The organism is Nonomuraea sp. NPDC049400, from assembly GCF_044466425.1.
Taxonomy (GTDB): domain Bacteria; phylum Actinomycetota; class Actinomycetes; order Streptosporangiales; family Streptosporangiaceae; genus Nonomuraea.
In genome coordinates this window covers 20,759-36,039 of sequence record NZ_JBITMP010000036.1, presented here as the reverse complement: position 1 = coordinate 36,039, position 15,281 = coordinate 20,759, and the positions used below count along the sequence as shown (strand labels likewise).

General features: G+C 65.8%; 14 protein-coding genes and 1 tRNA gene. 8 read left to right on the top strand and 7 right to left on the bottom strand.

What is annotated here, in order from left to right:
* Window positions 1-33: 33 nt before the first annotated feature.
* Both ACIBVN_RS40790 and ACIBVN_RS40785 read right to left on the bottom strand, forming a co-directional pair.
* Window positions 34-513 carry a DUF4365 domain-containing protein gene (locus ACIBVN_RS40790; protein ID WP_397145647.1) on the bottom strand — a complete coding sequence of 160 codons (480 nt, stop codon included), beginning with the start codon at window positions 511-513 and terminating at the stop codon, window positions 34-36.
* A gap of 172 nt (window positions 514-685) precedes the next feature.
* Window positions 686-1,552 (bottom strand): type ISP restriction/modification enzyme, encoded by an 867-nt coding sequence (locus ACIBVN_RS40785; RefSeq protein ID WP_397145716.1) that lies wholly within the window; start codon window positions 1,550-1,552, stop codon window positions 686-688.
* 176 nt (window positions 1,553-1,728) lie between these two features.
* On the opposite strand from ACIBVN_RS40785, the gene ACIBVN_RS40780 reads away from it, so the two are divergent.
* From ACIBVN_RS40780 to ACIBVN_RS40765, 4 genes are all read left to right on the top strand, one after another.
* Window positions 1,729-2,595, top strand: a complete 867-nt coding sequence (locus ACIBVN_RS40780; protein ID WP_397145646.1) for a hypothetical protein — start codon at window positions 1,729-1,731, stop codon at window positions 2,593-2,595.
* Window positions 2,592-4,499 carry a hypothetical protein gene (locus ACIBVN_RS40775; protein WP_397145645.1) on the top strand — a complete coding sequence of 636 codons (1,908 nt, stop codon included), beginning with the start codon at window positions 2,592-2,594 and terminating at the stop codon, window positions 4,497-4,499. The genes ACIBVN_RS40780 and ACIBVN_RS40775 overlap by 4 nt, the downstream gene beginning before the upstream one ends.
* A gap of 562 nt (window positions 4,500-5,061) precedes the next feature.
* Window positions 5,062-5,568, top strand: a complete 507-nt coding sequence (locus tag ACIBVN_RS40770; protein ID WP_397145644.1) for a hypothetical protein — start codon at window positions 5,062-5,064, stop codon at window positions 5,566-5,568.
* 1,737 nt (window positions 5,569-7,305) lie between these two features.
* Window positions 7,306-8,871: a tyrosine-type recombinase/integrase gene (locus ACIBVN_RS40765; protein ID WP_397145643.1), complete on the top strand. Its 1,566-nt coding sequence runs from the start codon at window positions 7,306-7,308 to the stop codon at window positions 8,869-8,871.
* Between the two features lie 205 nt (window positions 8,872-9,076).
* Here the strand turns inward: ACIBVN_RS40765 and ACIBVN_RS40760 are convergent.
* Window positions 9,077-9,150 (bottom strand) — tRNA-Arg (locus ACIBVN_RS40760).
* Between the two features lie 229 nt (window positions 9,151-9,379).
* Between ACIBVN_RS40760 and ACIBVN_RS40755 the strand changes: the two genes are divergently transcribed.
* Together ACIBVN_RS40755 and ACIBVN_RS40750 are read left to right on the top strand one after the other, a co-directional pair.
* The gene (locus ACIBVN_RS40755) at window positions 9,380-10,162 is read left to right on the top strand and encodes a phosphotransferase (RefSeq protein WP_397145642.1); all 783 of its coding nucleotides are present in this window, start codon (window positions 9,380-9,382) and stop codon (window positions 10,160-10,162) included.
* Complete coding sequence (locus tag ACIBVN_RS40750) at window positions 10,146-11,072, top strand: cobalamin biosynthesis protein (protein ID WP_397145641.1); 927 nt, start codon at window positions 10,146-10,148, stop codon at window positions 11,070-11,072. The genes ACIBVN_RS40755 and ACIBVN_RS40750 overlap by 17 nt, the downstream gene beginning before the upstream one ends.
* A gap of 69 nt (window positions 11,073-11,141) precedes the next feature.
* On the opposite strand, the gene ACIBVN_RS40745 is transcribed toward ACIBVN_RS40750, so the two are convergent.
* Entirely contained in the window at window positions 11,142-11,375 is a 234-nt protein-coding gene (locus ACIBVN_RS40745; RefSeq protein WP_397145640.1) for a hypothetical protein, read from the bottom strand.
* Between the two features lie 90 nt (window positions 11,376-11,465).
* On the bottom strand, window positions 11,466-12,260 hold the full coding sequence (locus ACIBVN_RS40740; RefSeq protein ID WP_397145639.1) for an exodeoxyribonuclease III: 795 nt from the start codon (window positions 12,258-12,260) through the stop codon (window positions 11,466-11,468).
* A gap of 57 nt (window positions 12,261-12,317) precedes the next feature.
* Here ACIBVN_RS40740 and ACIBVN_RS40735 point away from each other — a divergent pair, with 57 nt between their 5' ends.
* On the top strand, window positions 12,318-12,650 hold the full coding sequence (locus ACIBVN_RS40735) for a DUF4326 domain-containing protein (RefSeq protein ID WP_397145638.1): 333 nt from the start codon (window positions 12,318-12,320) through the stop codon (window positions 12,648-12,650).
* A gap of 54 nt (window positions 12,651-12,704) precedes the next feature.
* On the opposite strand, the gene ACIBVN_RS40730 is transcribed toward ACIBVN_RS40735, so the two are convergent.
* Window positions 12,705-13,334, bottom strand: a complete 630-nt coding sequence (locus ACIBVN_RS40730; protein WP_397145715.1) for a hypothetical protein — start codon at window positions 13,332-13,334, stop codon at window positions 12,705-12,707.
* 21 nt (window positions 13,335-13,355) lie between these two features.
* On the opposite strand from ACIBVN_RS40730, the gene ACIBVN_RS40725 reads away from it, so the two are divergent.
* On the top strand, window positions 13,356-13,550 hold the full coding sequence (locus ACIBVN_RS40725) for a hypothetical protein (RefSeq protein WP_397145637.1): 195 nt from the start codon (window positions 13,356-13,358) through the stop codon (window positions 13,548-13,550).
* Between the two features lie 49 nt (window positions 13,551-13,599).
* On the opposite strand, the gene ACIBVN_RS40720 is transcribed toward ACIBVN_RS40725, so the two are convergent.
* Complete coding sequence (locus ACIBVN_RS40720; protein WP_397145636.1) at window positions 13,600-15,159, bottom strand: ABC transporter substrate-binding protein; 1,560 nt, start codon at window positions 15,157-15,159, stop codon at window positions 13,600-13,602.
* Window positions 15,160-15,281: the final 122 nt, after the last annotated feature.

Below are 15,281 nucleotides of genomic sequence, written 5' to 3'. Positions count from 1 at the left end.
GAGTGACTTCTGCGGCGAGCGCGTCAATGTTGATCACAGCCCACCCCTCGCCTTGCGCATGAGCTGGTCGAGTGATGTGACCGTCAACCGGTTCGCTCTGGCTACCTGGACAGACTTGGTCGTCTTGTTGCTAGGCGGCTGAAGTGTCGACATACTGGCGTAGTAGCCACAGCGCCGCAGGTGCAGTCCATCGGTGCTACAGCTCACCCAGTCCGCCTTGAGCGAGGGCACTTCCACGACGAATAGGTAGGCGGGGACGTTTCTCCCCGGATCACTCAGCAAGTTGTAGGTGCGGGTGTCGAGCGGGCAGGCGATGTGGTCGCCTTTCGTTTCTGGCTCGTTCGTGCACTTCATCTGCACATCCACTCGCAAAGCCCGATCGCGAAGTTCTAGGTCGACTCCGAAATGGTCAACATGGACGACCGTCACAGCGTATCCGGCAGCATACGCCAGCGCTTCCACATAAGCGACGCTGAACCATTCCTTACATGCTGAAATGTCCAAGGTGCCCACACTGAAAAGCTACCGCCGCCGGAATGGAATGTCATTCCATGCTACGAGATCGTGATCATTCCCCATTTAACACGACCCAAAGCGTCACTTCCGGGTGCCCAAACACCTGTTCCGTCCGCAGGTGACAGCAGGCCAAGCAGAACGCTCTTCAGGCCATCCCGCAGCCCGCTCCTCAGAAAAGCGGGTCTTGACGATCGGCCGACTGAGGTCTGGTTAGGTGCGGCGGCACAGGCAGTACTCGCGCCGCGGTCATGTCCGCCGTCGAGATGAGAGGCGCTGCCAGGATCTGCTCGAGCAGTGCATCCTGCGCTGGGTGTAGGTCAGTAAGTAGGGTGAGCACTTGAAGAAGGTCGAGGAGATCTTCCGTGAACTGCAGGCTCCATCGCCTGGCACGAATGTGGTCCAGCCTTGATGCGGCTTGGCGAGTTGCGAGCCGGTCACGCTGCCGGTAAGAGAACCACTTCCGGATGACCGGCATGCCGCCGACGTCATAGGCATATACTTCAGGCGCCACAGGGGCAATGGCCCCGCTACCCACATAGAGCGTCCGCGTGCGTGGATCATAGGTCATCGTCTCTGGCATGTTGTCTTCATCATCAGGTATGCGGCGTATTCGCTGCGGTCTGCGTTCCAGCGGCACACGTGGCCGTCTACCGGGGTGACCTCGGGCGCCGAACGTGTGTAGCCAGATGACGTCCCTGCCGATCTCCGTCGCGGCCTCCCAGAGTTGGCGGTCGGCGGTGAGCGGCACGCGGATCCCATACAGGCTGCCCAGTTCGTCCTGGAAGCGAGTGGTGTAGCCGGGGTGGGCGATCACTGCGGCGAGATAGGCGACGAAGTCGTCAGCCTTGATCGGCCGATCCAGCCGCTCGCCGAGGCGAGATGTGAGCCTGGGCGCAAGATTCGGTGTGACGCCCTGGCTGTCGTGATATAGCGGTATGACGGTTCCGCCACGGTCGTTGAAGTGGTGCTGGTCCTGTACGGCGGTAGTGAAGATTAGTCCCGGCCCAGAGGAGAGCGCCTGTCCGTGCATGAACAGCAGTACCTGCGCTCATCCAGGGACATACCACTCACTCCACTGCAGCAAGGCGACGAACCCTCAGAGTTTTGTCGGTGGCCCGGCCTACGCTCTTTACATACAACTCCTCACGGTCGAGGCGGGTGGTCTGATTGTCTGACGGTGCGGTCTCCCCAGAAGCGACGGGCGGAGCAGGGGTGATCTTCGAGTACCGGCTTGCGGCCATGCTGCTCAGCCGGATGCTGCGTCGAGCGCATGTCCCGGTCGGCATTCAGCAGCCGATCGAGCGCGTCGCGTTGCAGCAGAGGTTCGCAGGAAGCGCCTTCGACGACATCGTCCTGCGAACGGGCGAGACGCTCCGCGGTCCCTCCATCGAAATCCAGGTCAAGAAGCGCCTGGCGGTCAACGGTAGCAACACCGAATTCGTCAAGGTCATGGAGACGGCGCTCACAGTGGGCCGTACCCGCACGGACGAACTGACGGACGGTTCCCTCCTTCTCGGACTGGCCGTCGGCGGCCCAGCAGCCGGCCTCGACGCTCTCGGCGAACTGACGGCGCTGGCCCGCGCCCATCCCGACGCCGCTTCCCTGAGCCAGCTGCTCAGCAAGGGCGTAACTCGCGCCAGCCTCCGCTCCCGTCACAGGCATGTCGTGACCGCGGTGGCAGCCGCAGCGGCGACAGCTGACCTGGCCGAAGCCGAGACCCTGACTCATCAGATCCTCTCCGCGCTGCATGTCTGGCATGTACAGGTTGCCCCTGACGGCCGCGACTGGCGTACGGAACTGGACCTGATCGGCGACCTCGCATCGCGCGCGGGTCAATCGGCCGACAGTGTGATGGGACGCCTTTACGACCTCGCTCAGGAGGTCGGCCCGAAGGCGGGCAAACTCGACGTCCACATGGTGTGCGCCGCACTGCTTCGGCGATTCGGCCTCGACCTCTCCACGGCAATCCGCGACCTCGCCGCGTCCAGACCGAGAACAGTCACCATCACCAACCATGGTTCTGGAACGATCTTTTCTGCCGAAACCCAGGTCTTCAATGGGCTAAGGATCGGCCGATGACGACGCCGACAGTGTTTGTCAACGGTTCGGCCGTGGCCTTCGTGGCCGGGACCCAGAACTTCAACAACTTCGGTGACGACCTTGTTGAGGTCCGTCCGATGACGCCCGAGGAGCTCCTGGTATGCGATGAGAGCCGCTTCGTCGCTCCGCAGAGTGAGGAGTGGACGCAGTGCGGTCGCGTGCTTCGCGAGCACAACGTCCTGGTCTTGCTCGGCGACGCGGGCACGGGACGCCACACCGCCGCGCTGCGCCAACTGCTGAACCATTGCGAGCCGGAACGCATCCACGAGCTTGAGTGCACGTGGACACAGCCGCAGCGCCGTTTCCTCCCCCCGGCCGAGGCGGGTAAGGGCTACATCATCGACCTCTCGGACACCACCAAGGAGCCCTCTGAGGAGTTCGGTAAGGGCCTGCTCTCCTGGGCGAAGGAAAGCAAGGCACTTCTCGTCGTTCTGGTGACTGGAGATGTCTGGACCGGGCGTTGGACCAACCACCTCAGAGACCAACTCGTGCCACTGCCCAGTCCCAACGCTCGCCGTCTCGTTGAGCGGCAACTGACCGCCCTCGGCGCAGGCAACCGCACCTTCTTACTCGATCACGAGGTCCTCGCGCCCATCTGGGCCTCCTGTCCCCGAGCCGAAGACGCCTCACGGCTCGCCGACATCATCAGAAAGTCCGCCAGTCTCAAAGCCGAGGACATCGCCGCCGAGTACGGCGGGTGGGAAGCCTGGCTGGACACGAAGTTCCCTAAGCGGCTCGGGAGCCGGACGCTCCTATGGTCCGCGGCGCTGTGCAATGGCGGGCGCAGGCTGTCCATTCTCCAGATGTCCGAGGCCCTTCGCCGCAAGCTCGGCGAAGACCGGGGCCCAGCGGCCGTCCTGTCCGACGATCCGGCATCCAAGCGGTTGGATGAAGCACACGTCAGAAGGTTCGGCGACCGGGTCCGGCTTGCCCCCGAGTGCCATGGCCTGGCCGCGGCCGTGCGGCGGCATCTGTGGGACGAATGTGAGCTCCATCGAGATCTGCTGACCGAGTGGGCCGTGGATCAGGCGGCCAACCTGCCTGCGGACGATGCCGGAAGAGTCGTCGACGCGCTTCTGGACCTGACGCTCCTCTTCCGGGACAAGGCGATCATCAACAAGCTTCGAGACGCGCTCCTCATACAGCGGCGTTCGTCTCTCGCTCAGGCCCTCTCGAAGGCGGCGATCGATCCAAGGTTCGGATCTTACATCCGCGGGCGCCTGTACAACTGGCTTTCGAACAACCCCTCTCAGGAGCGCATCGACCTGGTCGCCGAGGCGTGCGGCGGCACCTTCGGTGAGCAAGCTCCAGAAAGCGCACTGGTCCGCCTCCACCGCGCAGCTCTGAAGACTCCCGATCCCGGTAGCACCCCTCTTGCAACGGCGTTTACATCACTGGCCACAGCCCACCGCCAAATCGTTCTGCAGGCCCTGTTCAAATGGCTGGATACTCCGGAATCGGAGCGCGCCGGCATTGTGGCCTTCCTGGGACTTGCGTCCACCCACAAAGGCATGGCCCTGCTCTGCGGCCCTCATCTGCAGGAGCTCGCACGCCGCGAAGACCAGGAATCCTTCGCCTTCACCATCCGGCAAGCCCTCGCCCGAGAGGACACGCGGGAACCGACCTATATGGTCATGAAAAGCTGGAAGTCCATGGCGGAACGCGACCAGCTTCCAGAAAACTTCATCATCGAGATTCTCGCGGCCTCCTTGGCCACCTCCATCGAGGACAACGTTTTGGCGCATCTCATGACGCCCGACGAAGTCCTGGACATGAGAACCTTCTGGGGCAAGGTCCTGCTCCGGGCGGCCCGATACCATGAGCCGACACCTACACTCGGCCTTCCGCCAGCGACTCACCCAGGCGGAGAACCTCTAGACTAAAACCCGCACGTCTTCCCGTCGCAGCGGCTCATGCCGCCTGCGACTTCCGAATGGACTCGTCGCCACAACGCCACAGAGCTCATAGTAAGGATAGATCGAAGCGCGAACCGTTACTGGAGACAAGCTGTGCAAGACGTATATGCCCCTAATAATGTTGCGTCGCCGGAGTGGCTCCGCGTCGGTAGCTCAACTCGGGAATGACCACTACCTCATAGATGCTAACTCTCGACGGAAAATCATCCGGAATCACATTGCTGTGCTCGACGGAGCTGACTTTCAAGGCATGTGTGACCGCCTTGCCACACACTTATTTTCCGGGGGACTACCAGCCGGTGCGAGCGGCTGGGGCTCATGGAGATACCAAGAACGACGGGTACTGCCCTAAAGCTCGTATCTTCTTCGCCGCTCATGCCACTCGAGGCGAGTCAGCCAGGAAGGCAAAAGCGAAAATACAGGGTGATCTTGATGACTGCCTTGCCCAGCACCCGAGACGTGGCGACATGGCGCTACCTTGATCTGGGGTGCGGTCGTACCCTTGCCAAGGAAGAATTGGAGACGGGTGATGAACGACCTGACGGAGCTCGGCTCGGCCTTAGCCGCCGTATTCGCCGCCATAGTTGCAGTTGTAGCTGCCATCTACGCTCGTAAGCAGGCACGCTTTGCCAAGGAGCAAGCGGAGGCTGCCCGCGCCATGACAGACATAGAACGGCAGCGACGTCACCGCGAGCGCACCCCCAGGTTCTCGCACGTCTTCGAGTACACCCAGGATGGCGCTTGCGTAACGCTCACTCTGGAGGGCCCGGAACCGCTTAAGCGGATTGAAGTTTCCGTACGCGAGCTACTCAATCTAAATCCCGTGTCGCTTTTCGGCTCGGAGAAAGTGAAATTGTGGACCGACATCAACGTGCATGACATTATGTGGGTATTAGTTGAGGTTGATGAGGACCTCATTTGGGATGAGGAAGAAGCAGGAAGCAGGGTAGTTTTCGATTGCGTGTGCGAGTCGGCTGATGGAGACGTGTGGCAGGTAGCGGTGCCATGGAAGGTGACTCCTTTTCCTCTGGATTAGCCACCGACCGCACTTACGTCTCCCTGCTCAGGCCAAGCAGGAGCAGCCGCGACAGTCCAGCAACTTCGCGTACAGATGAGAGGAGACCGTGTCGTACGCCTCGGACATGCAGAGCAAGCCCTCCTGGACGGTCTTCGCGGGCGCAGACACTGGTCGTCCTCGTCGTCGGCGAGGAAGGCTGTTGGTGTCGAAAACTGTGTCACATCATGCGACCTGGGAATACTCATGGATCGGTCCACCGAGGCGGTCGCGGCGTATCACCCCTGCGGGGCCCGCCGAGTCAGTTGCGGACGGGCCACCGACTCTGCACCTGCCGAAAATTCCATCCATGCAGTTCAAGCGGCATGTAAGTACTCGTGAAGGACTCCGCCGAGCCGGTCTCGTCGGCTATGTCCAGGTCGACGATTCTGCGCCTGCCGAAACCCACATCGATGCACGTCAATCAGGCTCTGCATCACTTCCGAAGCGACTACAAGTTCTGCCAGCAAGCAGAGACATATCGCCTACCGATGACTGCTCGGTGGTTGCTCGTACGCGTTCGATCTACCGTAAGGCTGGTCCTTGCCACGAGATCCTGACCCTACACAGCGGTGTCGAAATAGGGGACCAATGGCCCATAACGGCGATAGTCAAGAACGCATGGTTGCTCGGTGGTTGCTCGCGTGTACGCGATACCGCCCGGCATCCATCGCCACTTCCCGGCACGATGATGGGGGCAATTGCGAGCAGAGTAATAGGAAACGTCATCCCGCGGCACTGAGCGGCACTAATCGAGCCCAGGCGCGCCCACTTCTCGCGCATCCTGCAAGCCGCCATGACCGCGGCCTCTACGATCCGAGGCAACCACCGCCAGTCGAGGACAATGAACGTGCACCGGATATGAACGCTTTCTCCGATTGTCGTGGTCAAACCTTTACTTCGTGTCCTGTCCGAATCCGGGCCTGATCGCAGGTATTTATAAAGGTGACAGGGATCAGGTGGCCCAGGCGATCGGGCCGCACCGACATGACTTCACCACACGACAACGCGACACCACCAACCACATCATCCGCCGCACCCCGCGAACCGCGGACCCTACCGTTCAGCACGACCGACGGCGTCCAACTGCCGATCAAAGAGACCCATCGGGCCAGCAGCAACGGCACGTATCATCCCCGGCCGACGTACTTGAAACGGCTTCTCATCTCGCTCGCTCGCATGGGTGCGGTCCTGCACACGGGAGCCGTCCTTACTCTGTGGCACCTCGAAGCGATGAGCGCTGAGACGGCGGCGACGCCCTGCGGAGGCCGCCGGCACCCCGCCCGGCGTAGACCGTCGGATTCGGCCTTGACCATCGCCATCCAGATGGGCGTCGATACACCCTGTCCGGCACGGCCATCGATGCGGCGGGGTGACGACCACGGGCGTGCTCGCCGATCACGCCACCGCATCGGCCACGCCGGACGGGAACACGGCGACCCCGGCGCCCCACACCGCACACACGGCGGCACGGGCGACAGGGGCCGCCGTACACCCGTAGCCAGCGACCACCGGGGCCACGGCTGAACGGGATATCGCGGGATGCGCGTTCGGAACAGGACTATCCAAAAAACGCCCTTTGACCAGGTCGATCAATCCCTTCACCGACCGCTTCCGGGGCTGGGCGCAGCAACCCTGTGCAGAGCGCCGCCCCGCCCCCAGCTCACCACCTGCACCAGCTCCACCAACAGCACCGAAGAGAACAGGACAGTCACCACGATGGCTGAGGGACGCACGTTCAAACGCTGCTCCTGCCGCGACAGCGACGGTAAGGAACTCGGGCAGAAATGCCCCAAGCTCCGCCGCTCCGACGGCGTGTGGAGCTACCGGCACGGCATCTGGAACTACCAGATCGAACTCCCGCCCAGCCTCGACGGCAAGCGGCGCGGGCCGCTGCGCCGCGGCGGCTTCGCCACCCAGGACGCAGCAAAGGACGAACTCGGCCACGTGCGCGACCTGCTCGCGCTGGCCGACCCGCGCGAGCCCGCCACCCGCACCCAGATCGCCGACCTGATCAAACGCACGCTGGCCGAAACCAACACACTCCCGAACGCGGAAACCATCCGCCGAAAGATCAGGACCGGGCAGCATCTGACCCAGGAGATCACCGTCGAGCAGTGGCTGGCGGAGTTCCTCAACCGCAAGCGGAAGATCGAGGAAACCACCCGCCGCTCCTACGAAGGCCACATCCGCCTCTACCTCACGCCATACCTGGGACGGCTGCGGCTGGATCAGCTCAAAGTCAGCGACATCGCGTTGATGTTCGAGCAGATCGAGGAGTTCAACGACACCGTCACCGAACGCCGCACCGACCCCGACCCACAGGTGCGCGAGAGCGTCAAATACCGGCGGCCGATCAGCATCGCCACCATGCACCGCATCCGCGCCACCCTCCGCCACGCGCTCAACATGGCCATGCGCCAAGACCGGCTCATCGACTTCAACCCCGCCGCGGTACTGGAGATGGCCGCCCACACCAGGCCCAAGCCGCTGGTGTGGACCGACGACCGGGTCCGCGCCTGGCAGACCGACTACCGCGAATACCGCCAGGCGGAAAAGCAGCGCCGCGCCGGGAGACGCGTCGATCCGATCGACGCCTACACCAGCGTTCCGCGCCCCTCCCCGGTGATGGTGTGGACGCCCGCTCAAACCCGCCTGTTCCTCGAAGAGGCACGACGGCATCGCCTCTTCGCCCTGTATCAGTTGATCGCGCTGCGCGGACTACGCCGGGGCGAGGCGTGTGGACTGCGCTGGAAGGAGGTCGACCTCAACGGCCTCACCCTGACGGTGAACTGGCAACTCGTGCAACTGGCCTGGCAGGTCCACGAGGGCACGCCGAAGACCAACGCCTCAGTCCGAACCATCGCCCTGGACACCGACACCGCCCAGGTCCTACGCGCGCACCGACAGCAGCAACTCCAGGAACGGCTGACCATGGGCGAGGCGTGGACCGACACCGGGTTCGTCTTCACCCAGCCCGACGGCAGCCGCCTGCATCCCCAGCACGCCTCCGACCAGTTCCTCTGGCTGGCCTACCTAGCCGGGCTACCACCCGTCCGACTGCATGACCTCCGCCACGGCGCGGCCTCGCTGATGCTGGCGGCCGGGGTGGAGATGAAGGTGGTACAGGAAACGCTGGGACACACCTCCAGCGCCTTCACCGCCGACACTTACACCTCCGTCTACCCGCAGGTAGCCACAGCGGCAGCCGAGAAGACCGCAGCCTTGCTGTTCGGCGAGCAAGGCCAGGCCGAACCCGGGAAGCTCATCTCACTGAGAAGCTGACAGTCGGATTAAGCATCCGGCCCCGCACTCGCCGCCGCCTCGCGGCGAGGCGGGGCCGCTGCTCTTCCCGCAGCCGGAGACGGTGAATGGATCACGGTGTGTGCGGGGTTGGTGCACGCGAGCACGTAGGGAGCACGCAAGCGCTAGACGAAAATTCTAGAACGCATCCGATCCCGCATAACCGCAGGTCAGACCATGATCAAAGCGCGCCCTGCAGGATTCGAACCTGCGACCGTCGGATTAGAAGTCCGGTGCTCTATCCAGCTGAGCTAAGGGCGCTCCCGCCTTATTGTGCATGATCCGGCGACTTGTCACGCACACGTTTTCCTCGTGTCAGTCTGTCAGGCCGATCACACCCCGCATGACCAGGGTCCCAAGCACCCCCGCCGTCGACGTCCAGCCAGCGGCGCGTCGGGGTGTGTGGGCCTCTGGGAGGATGTCGGGCGCGGCGGCCGGGGTGTGAAAAGGCCGGGCGGGGGCGGGGCAAAAGGGTCTAAGCTCTCGTGGCATGGTCGCGACGCTCCTGCATGAGATCCCCTTGCAGGGCGGCGACGTGACTGACGGGGTGGTGCGGGTCGGTGACACCGTACGGAGACCGGCCAGTACGTCGACGCCCGCTGTGCACGCCCTGCTCCGGCACCTCGAGGCCGCGAGGTTCGAAGGGGCGCCACGGGCGTTGGGGATGGACGAGCTGGGGCGCGAGATCCTCACCTACGTGCCGGGGACGACGGGGCTGCGGCTCGAGAGCGTGACCGATGAGGCGCTGACCGGGCTTGCGGTGTTGGTGCGGGGATATCACGATGCGACCGCCGGGTTCCCGCTGACGCTCGACGGATGGGCATACGGGTCGAATGACGACAAAGCGCCAGAAATCGTCGGACACTGTGATTTAACGCCAGATAATGTGATCTTTCGTGAAGGGCGGCCCTGCGCGATGATCGACTTCGATCTGGCCCGCCCGACGACCCGGCTCTTCGACATCGTCACCACGCTCCGCCACTGGGCCCCCATCGCCGACCCCGTCGACCGGCACCCGCTCCTCCGCGACCTCGACGTGGGCGCCCGGCTGCGGCTGTTCTGCGACGCGTACGGCGTGCCGCCCCGCGACCGCCGCCGCCTCCTCGAGCTGGCCAGGCTGCGCTTCCACCGCTCCTACACCGTCATGCGCACCCGCGCCTCGGCGGGCGGCGGCTGGGCGAAGATGTGGGCGGGCGGCGCCGGCGAGCGCATCCGCCGCGCGGCTGCCTGGCTGGACGCGTACGAGGACGAGCTCCATGCCCACCTGGTGTGACCCGCTGGGGCTCGCCCTCGGGGTGGCCCTCGACCAGGTGTTCGCCGACCCGCAGAGCCCCGCGCACCCGGTCGCCGTCTTCGGGCGTACCGCCGCGAAGGTTGAAAAATCCCTGTACGCGGATAAGAAGGCGCATGGAGTCGTACATGTCGTCGTATGCGTGGGGGGTGCGGCCGCGCTGGGCGTACTCGCACAACGAGTCCCCAAGGCACGTACGGTCGTCACAGCCGCCGCCACCTGGGCCGTGCTCGGCGGCACCACGCTCGCCCGCGAGGGCGAGTACCTGGCCGACGCCCTCGAACGCGACGATCTGGAGCGGGCCAGGACCAGGCTCCCCCACCTCTGCGGTCGCGACCCCTCGCACCTCGAGGCCAGGGAGCTGGCCAGGGCCACGGTCGAGTCGCTGGCCGAGAACACCTCCGACGCCGTCGTGGCCCCGCTCTTCTGGGGCGCGGTGGCGGGGGTGCCGGGGCTGCTGGTGTACCGGGCGATCAACACGCTGGACGCGATGATCGGCCACCGTTCGCCCCGCTACGAGCGGTTCGGCTGGGCGGCGGCGAGGCTGGACGACGTCGCGAACTACCTACCGGCCAGGGTGACGGGCCTGCTGACGGTGGTGACCGGCCCGAGCCCGGCCCGCGCGCTGGCGGTGCTGAGGAGGGACGGCCACCGGCACCCCAGCCCGAACGCCGGCCGGTGCGAGGCAGCCTTCGCCGGCGCGCTCGGCGTCACCCTCGGCGGCACGAACGTCTACCAGGGCAGGACCGAGCACCGCCCGACCATGGGCGACGGCCCCGAGCCCGACGTCAAGGACATCCGCCGGGCCGTGCGCCTGACCCGGGCGGTCAGCCTGGCCGCCGCCGGGGCGGCCGTGCTGACTGCTTGGGCCCTGAAAAATCGCCACAAATAGGTCGCGACAATCGAATTGGAAGATTGCGGACCGCGACGCAATTGCGCGCGATCAGCCATTGATGGCTTTTCACATTACGCGGTTGAGGTTGAGCACCAGCCAGACGACGAATAGCGCGACCAAAGTGATCCCGATCATCGACTTCGCGGCGCTCTGCGCAACCTCCTTCCTGGCGACGACCTGCTTGGCGCTCTGCTTCCAGACCTGACGCATAATGATCATGTTCTGGAACCGGCGGCCGAGGGCGAACACGGCGAGCGCGATGATGATGAATAAGACGATGCGACCGTCTGCAGGTTCCACGGAGCTCCCCCTGTGGCCTCGAACGTAACTCTCGCCCCCGAAACATTAGAGAACTCAGGATACTCGGACGGCAGCGGTTTGTAATTGGAATTATGGCTCGAGATCGACCACGATCGGCGCGTGATCGGAGGGGCCTTTCCCTTTGCGGGCCTCTCGGTCGACGTACGCCGAGCGCACCCGTCCGGCGACGTCCGCGCTCGCGTAGACCAGGTCGATGCGCATTCCCATGTTCTTGTGGAACATCCCGGCCCGGTAATCCCAGTACGTGAACGGGTGCGGGCCCTTCATCGGCGTCGGCACCACGTCGTGCAGCCCCAGGGCACGCAGCTCGGCGAGGGCCTGGCGCTCGGCCGGGGTGACGTGGGTGGCGCCGGCGAACAGCGCGGGGTCCCACACGTCGGCGTCCGTGGGCGCCACGTTGTAGTCGCCGCACGCCACGAGAGGCATGGTCAGCTCGGCCGCCAGCGCCTCCCGCAGGGCGGCGAACCAGTCGAGCTTGTAGGCGTAGTGCGGCGAGTCCACGGTGCGGCCGTTCGGCGCGTACAGGGACCACACGCGGATGCCGCCGCAGGTCGCGCCGATCGCGCGGGCCTCGGGCGTGGCCGCGCCCACCCCGCCGAGCTCCCCGAACCCCGGCTCGCCGGGGAAGCTGAGCGTCACGTCGTCGAGCCCGATCCTGGACAGCAAGGCGACGCCGTTCCACCGCCCGTCGCCGTGGGCGGCGGCGGCGTAGCCCAGCTCGCCCACCTCCGCCATGGGGAACGCCTCCGCCGGGCACTTGGTCTCCTGGAGGCAGAGGATGTCGGGCTTGGCCTCGGCCAGCCACTCGAGGAGGCGGGGCAGGCGGGCCTTCACGGAGTTGACGTTCCACGTTCCGAGCCGCATGCCTCTACCCTGCCACCCGTCGCGCGCCACGCATAATGGTCACGGAGAGGAGGCGCCATGCCACGCCGTGTCAAGGTCGAGGGTGACCGGTTCCACGGCCGCGTGCCTGCGGGGGCCGTGTACGTGGGACGCGAGTTCCCCGGTCACAAACGCAGCCCGTTCGCCAACCCGCACAGCCTGTCCCCCAAGGGCTGCCGGGTCTGCGGCGGGCAAGTACACGTGCGGTCTCAGGTGATCCCGCTCTACCGTGCCTACCTCCAGGAGCACCCCGAGCTGGTCGAGCGGGCCCGTCGGGAGCTCGGCGGCAAGGACCTCGCCTGCTGGTGCGACCCCGAGCAGGAGTGCCACGCCGACGCGCTGCTCGACGTCGTCGCAGGAGAAGCACCGTAAGCAGGAGAAGCACCGTAAGGAGCAGAACACCGTAAGCAGGAGACGCACCGTAAGTCAGGGCCGGCTGCGCTCCACGCCCACGGTGATCTCGTTGCCGAGCCTGCGCCCCATGAGCAGCTCGAGGTCGTCGCCGCTCCAGAACTTGCCCGGGTCGTACCAGTTGGGCCGCCGCCCGCTGGGCAGCAGGCCCATCTCCTCGTACGTGACGGCCACCACCTCGGCGCAGTACGCGCTCTCCAGCGTCTCCTCATTGAGGCGGCGGCGCAGCCGCGGGATGCGCCCCTTGGCCCAGCGGCCGGCCAGGCGGGCGGTGGAGGGGAACGGGGTGCCGTCGAGCCGGGCCACCGTGCGCAGGGCCGCGTCCTCCATCTCCTGCGTCGCCTCCGGCTCCAGCTGGCGCAGCCAGGCCCGCTGGCCGTAGCGGTCGGCCCACGTGGTCACCGCGTCGCGCAGGTCGTGCAGCTGCACCCCGCGGTGGTGGGTGCCCGCCCACAGGTCGAGCAGCGACTTGCCCAGCTCGGCGTGCCACATCATCGGCGGCATGTCCTCGATCACGATGGCCATGCCCACGTGGTTGACCGGGCTGTTGGTCATCGTCTGGATGGCGCGGTCGGGCACCGAACGCCCGCGGAAGATCCACAGATCGCCGGTCCTCGTCACCCTGACGGCCTCGTCGAGAGTCAGCACACCGCTAGCCTAGGCAACATGCGCATGCGCTGGTGGAAGATGCTGGGCCTGGCGGGGATCATGGGGGTGGCGGCCACGGGAGTGGTGATCGCGCGCGCCGAGCGCCGCCGCCGCGCCTACACCCCCGAGGAGATCCGGGCGCGCCTGAGGGAGCGCGTCCTCACGGAGCCGGGCCACGAGGACGAGGGTGAGCCTGGGGACCGCAGGCCGTAGACGAAGGCCGGGTCAGTCGGAGGGCCGCACGTCGTAGAAGAAGGCAGGGTCAGCCTGAGGGCCGCAGGTCGTAGACGAAGACCACGTCCGGATAGGCCGGGTTGTCGTCGTAGCCCTGCACGGCCCCCTGGTAGACCCGCTGGTAGTTGACCGCCCAGGGCAGCGCGGCGGCCGCCCGCTGGTCGAGCACCCGCTTCGTGGCCTGCTCGTACGCCCGCTGCGCCGCCCCCTTGTCGGTCACGGTCAGCTCGGGCAAGGTGTCGATCAGCGCGTCCAGGCTGTGGTCGCGCAGGTAGGTCAGGTTGAAGACGGGCGGGCTCCCGCCGTGGAAGACGTTCCCGAACCACGAGTAGCCGTCGGCGTAGTCGGGCCACCAGTACATGACGAAGATGTCCTGGCCGCGCTTCTTGCCCAGGTCCCACTGGGCGGTCCAGGGCATCGGCTGGGCGTCGATCGTGACGTTGAGCGGTTTGAGGGCGTACGCGAGCTTGGTGGCGAGCAGGTGCCAGTCCGTGTCGCCCTCCCCGTACGTCATCTTCAGCCGCAGCGGCCGGCCGCCCGGGCCGTACCCCGCCCTGGTCAGCAGCTGGGCCGCGCCCGCCAGGTCCTGCCGGGGCACGCGGCCGGGCACGTGGCCCATGAGCCCCTCGGCGACGACGCCGCTGGCGGGGGTGGCGGCGCCCTTCAGGTCCCTGATCAGGCCCCGGTAGTCGACGGCCTTCTGGACCGCGCGGCGCACGCGCACGTCGCGCATCGGGCCGCTCGCGGTGTTGAAGAGCATCATCGCCGTCTGGAACGAGGGCCGCTCCGACGTGCGTACGCCCGGCTCGTTCGAGGCCTCGGCGAACAGGCGCGGGTTGAGCCGCGGCACGAAGTTCGCCTCACCGCGCTGCAGCAGCCGCCACGCCCGGTCGGGGTCGGGCACGACGCGGAACTTCACCGTGTTGTAGTGCGGCCCGTCCCATCCTCCCCAGTACTTGGCGTACGCGCTGAGCGTGAGCTCGTCCTCCTTGCCCTTCTGCCATTTCGTCACCGTGTACGGCCCCGAGCCGGCGTCCCTGCCGGCCGCGAAGAACTTCCCGAGGTCGGGCGCCGCCTGCGTGTCGTAGATGTAGGCCGCGTACGTGGAGGAGGCCACCAGATCCAGGGGAACGGGGTACTTCAGCGCGAACGTCACCGTGGTCGGGCCGTCGACCCTGATGGACGAGACGGCGTCCCAGATGTAGGAGGCGCCCGTCCTGGCTTTCATCGTGCGCTCGATCGACGCCTTGACCGCCGCCGCGTCCAGCCGCCTGCCGGTGTGGAAGGTCACCCCGGGGCGGAGGTTGAAGGTCCACGTCCGGCCGTCGGGTGAGGAGCGCCACGACGTGGCCAGCCGGGGGCTGGACTTCTTGGTGACCGGGTTCCAGAGGGTGAGCGTCTCGTAGATGTTCTGGAAGGCGACGACCTCGTTGGAGTAGGACTCGCTCGGGTCCCATTCGGTGATGATGTCCAGGTTCTTGACGTAGACGAACGAGGACACCCCCGCCGGGGCCTGCGGCGGTTCCGGAGGCGTCGAGCAGGCCGCGAGGAGCATCAGCGCGGCGGCCGCTGCGAGACGACGGCGCAACGCAACTCCCTCTGTCAGCGATGTACTCGGGAAACCTACTCCAAGATCGATAGGATCGGCGCCCAGGTGTCCAAAAGTCCCGAAAAATTGGGCATTCTGGTGATCGAATTGCTATCCTCGGG

Bases quoted from the DNA above. Each gene is read 5' to 3' on its own strand.
- ACIBVN_RS40770 (WP_397145644.1), top strand. From the start codon at position 5,062: ATGAACGACCTGACGGAGCTCGGCTCGGCCTTAGCCGCCGTATTCGCC.
- ACIBVN_RS40765 (WP_397145643.1), top strand. From the start codon at position 7,306: ATGGCTGAGGGACGCACGTTCAAACGCTGCTCCTGCCGCGACAGCGAC.
- ACIBVN_RS40740 (WP_397145639.1), bottom strand. From the start codon at position 12,260: ATGCGGCTCGGAACGTGGAACGTCAACTCCGTGAAGGCCCGCCTGCCC.
- ACIBVN_RS40775 (WP_397145645.1), top strand. From the start codon at position 2,592: ATGACGACGCCGACAGTGTTTGTCAACGGTTCGGCCGTGGCCTTCGTG.
- ACIBVN_RS40755 (WP_397145642.1), top strand. From the start codon at position 9,380: ATGGTCGCGACGCTCCTGCATGAGATCCCCTTGCAGGGCGGCGACGTG.
- ACIBVN_RS40735 (WP_397145638.1), top strand. From the start codon at position 12,318: ATGCCACGCCGTGTCAAGGTCGAGGGTGACCGGTTCCACGGCCGCGTG.
- ACIBVN_RS40725 (WP_397145637.1), top strand. From the start codon at position 13,356: ATGCGCATGCGCTGGTGGAAGATGCTGGGCCTGGCGGGGATCATGGGG.
- ACIBVN_RS40750 (WP_397145641.1), top strand. From the start codon at position 10,146: ATGCCCACCTGGTGTGACCCGCTGGGGCTCGCCCTCGGGGTGGCCCTC.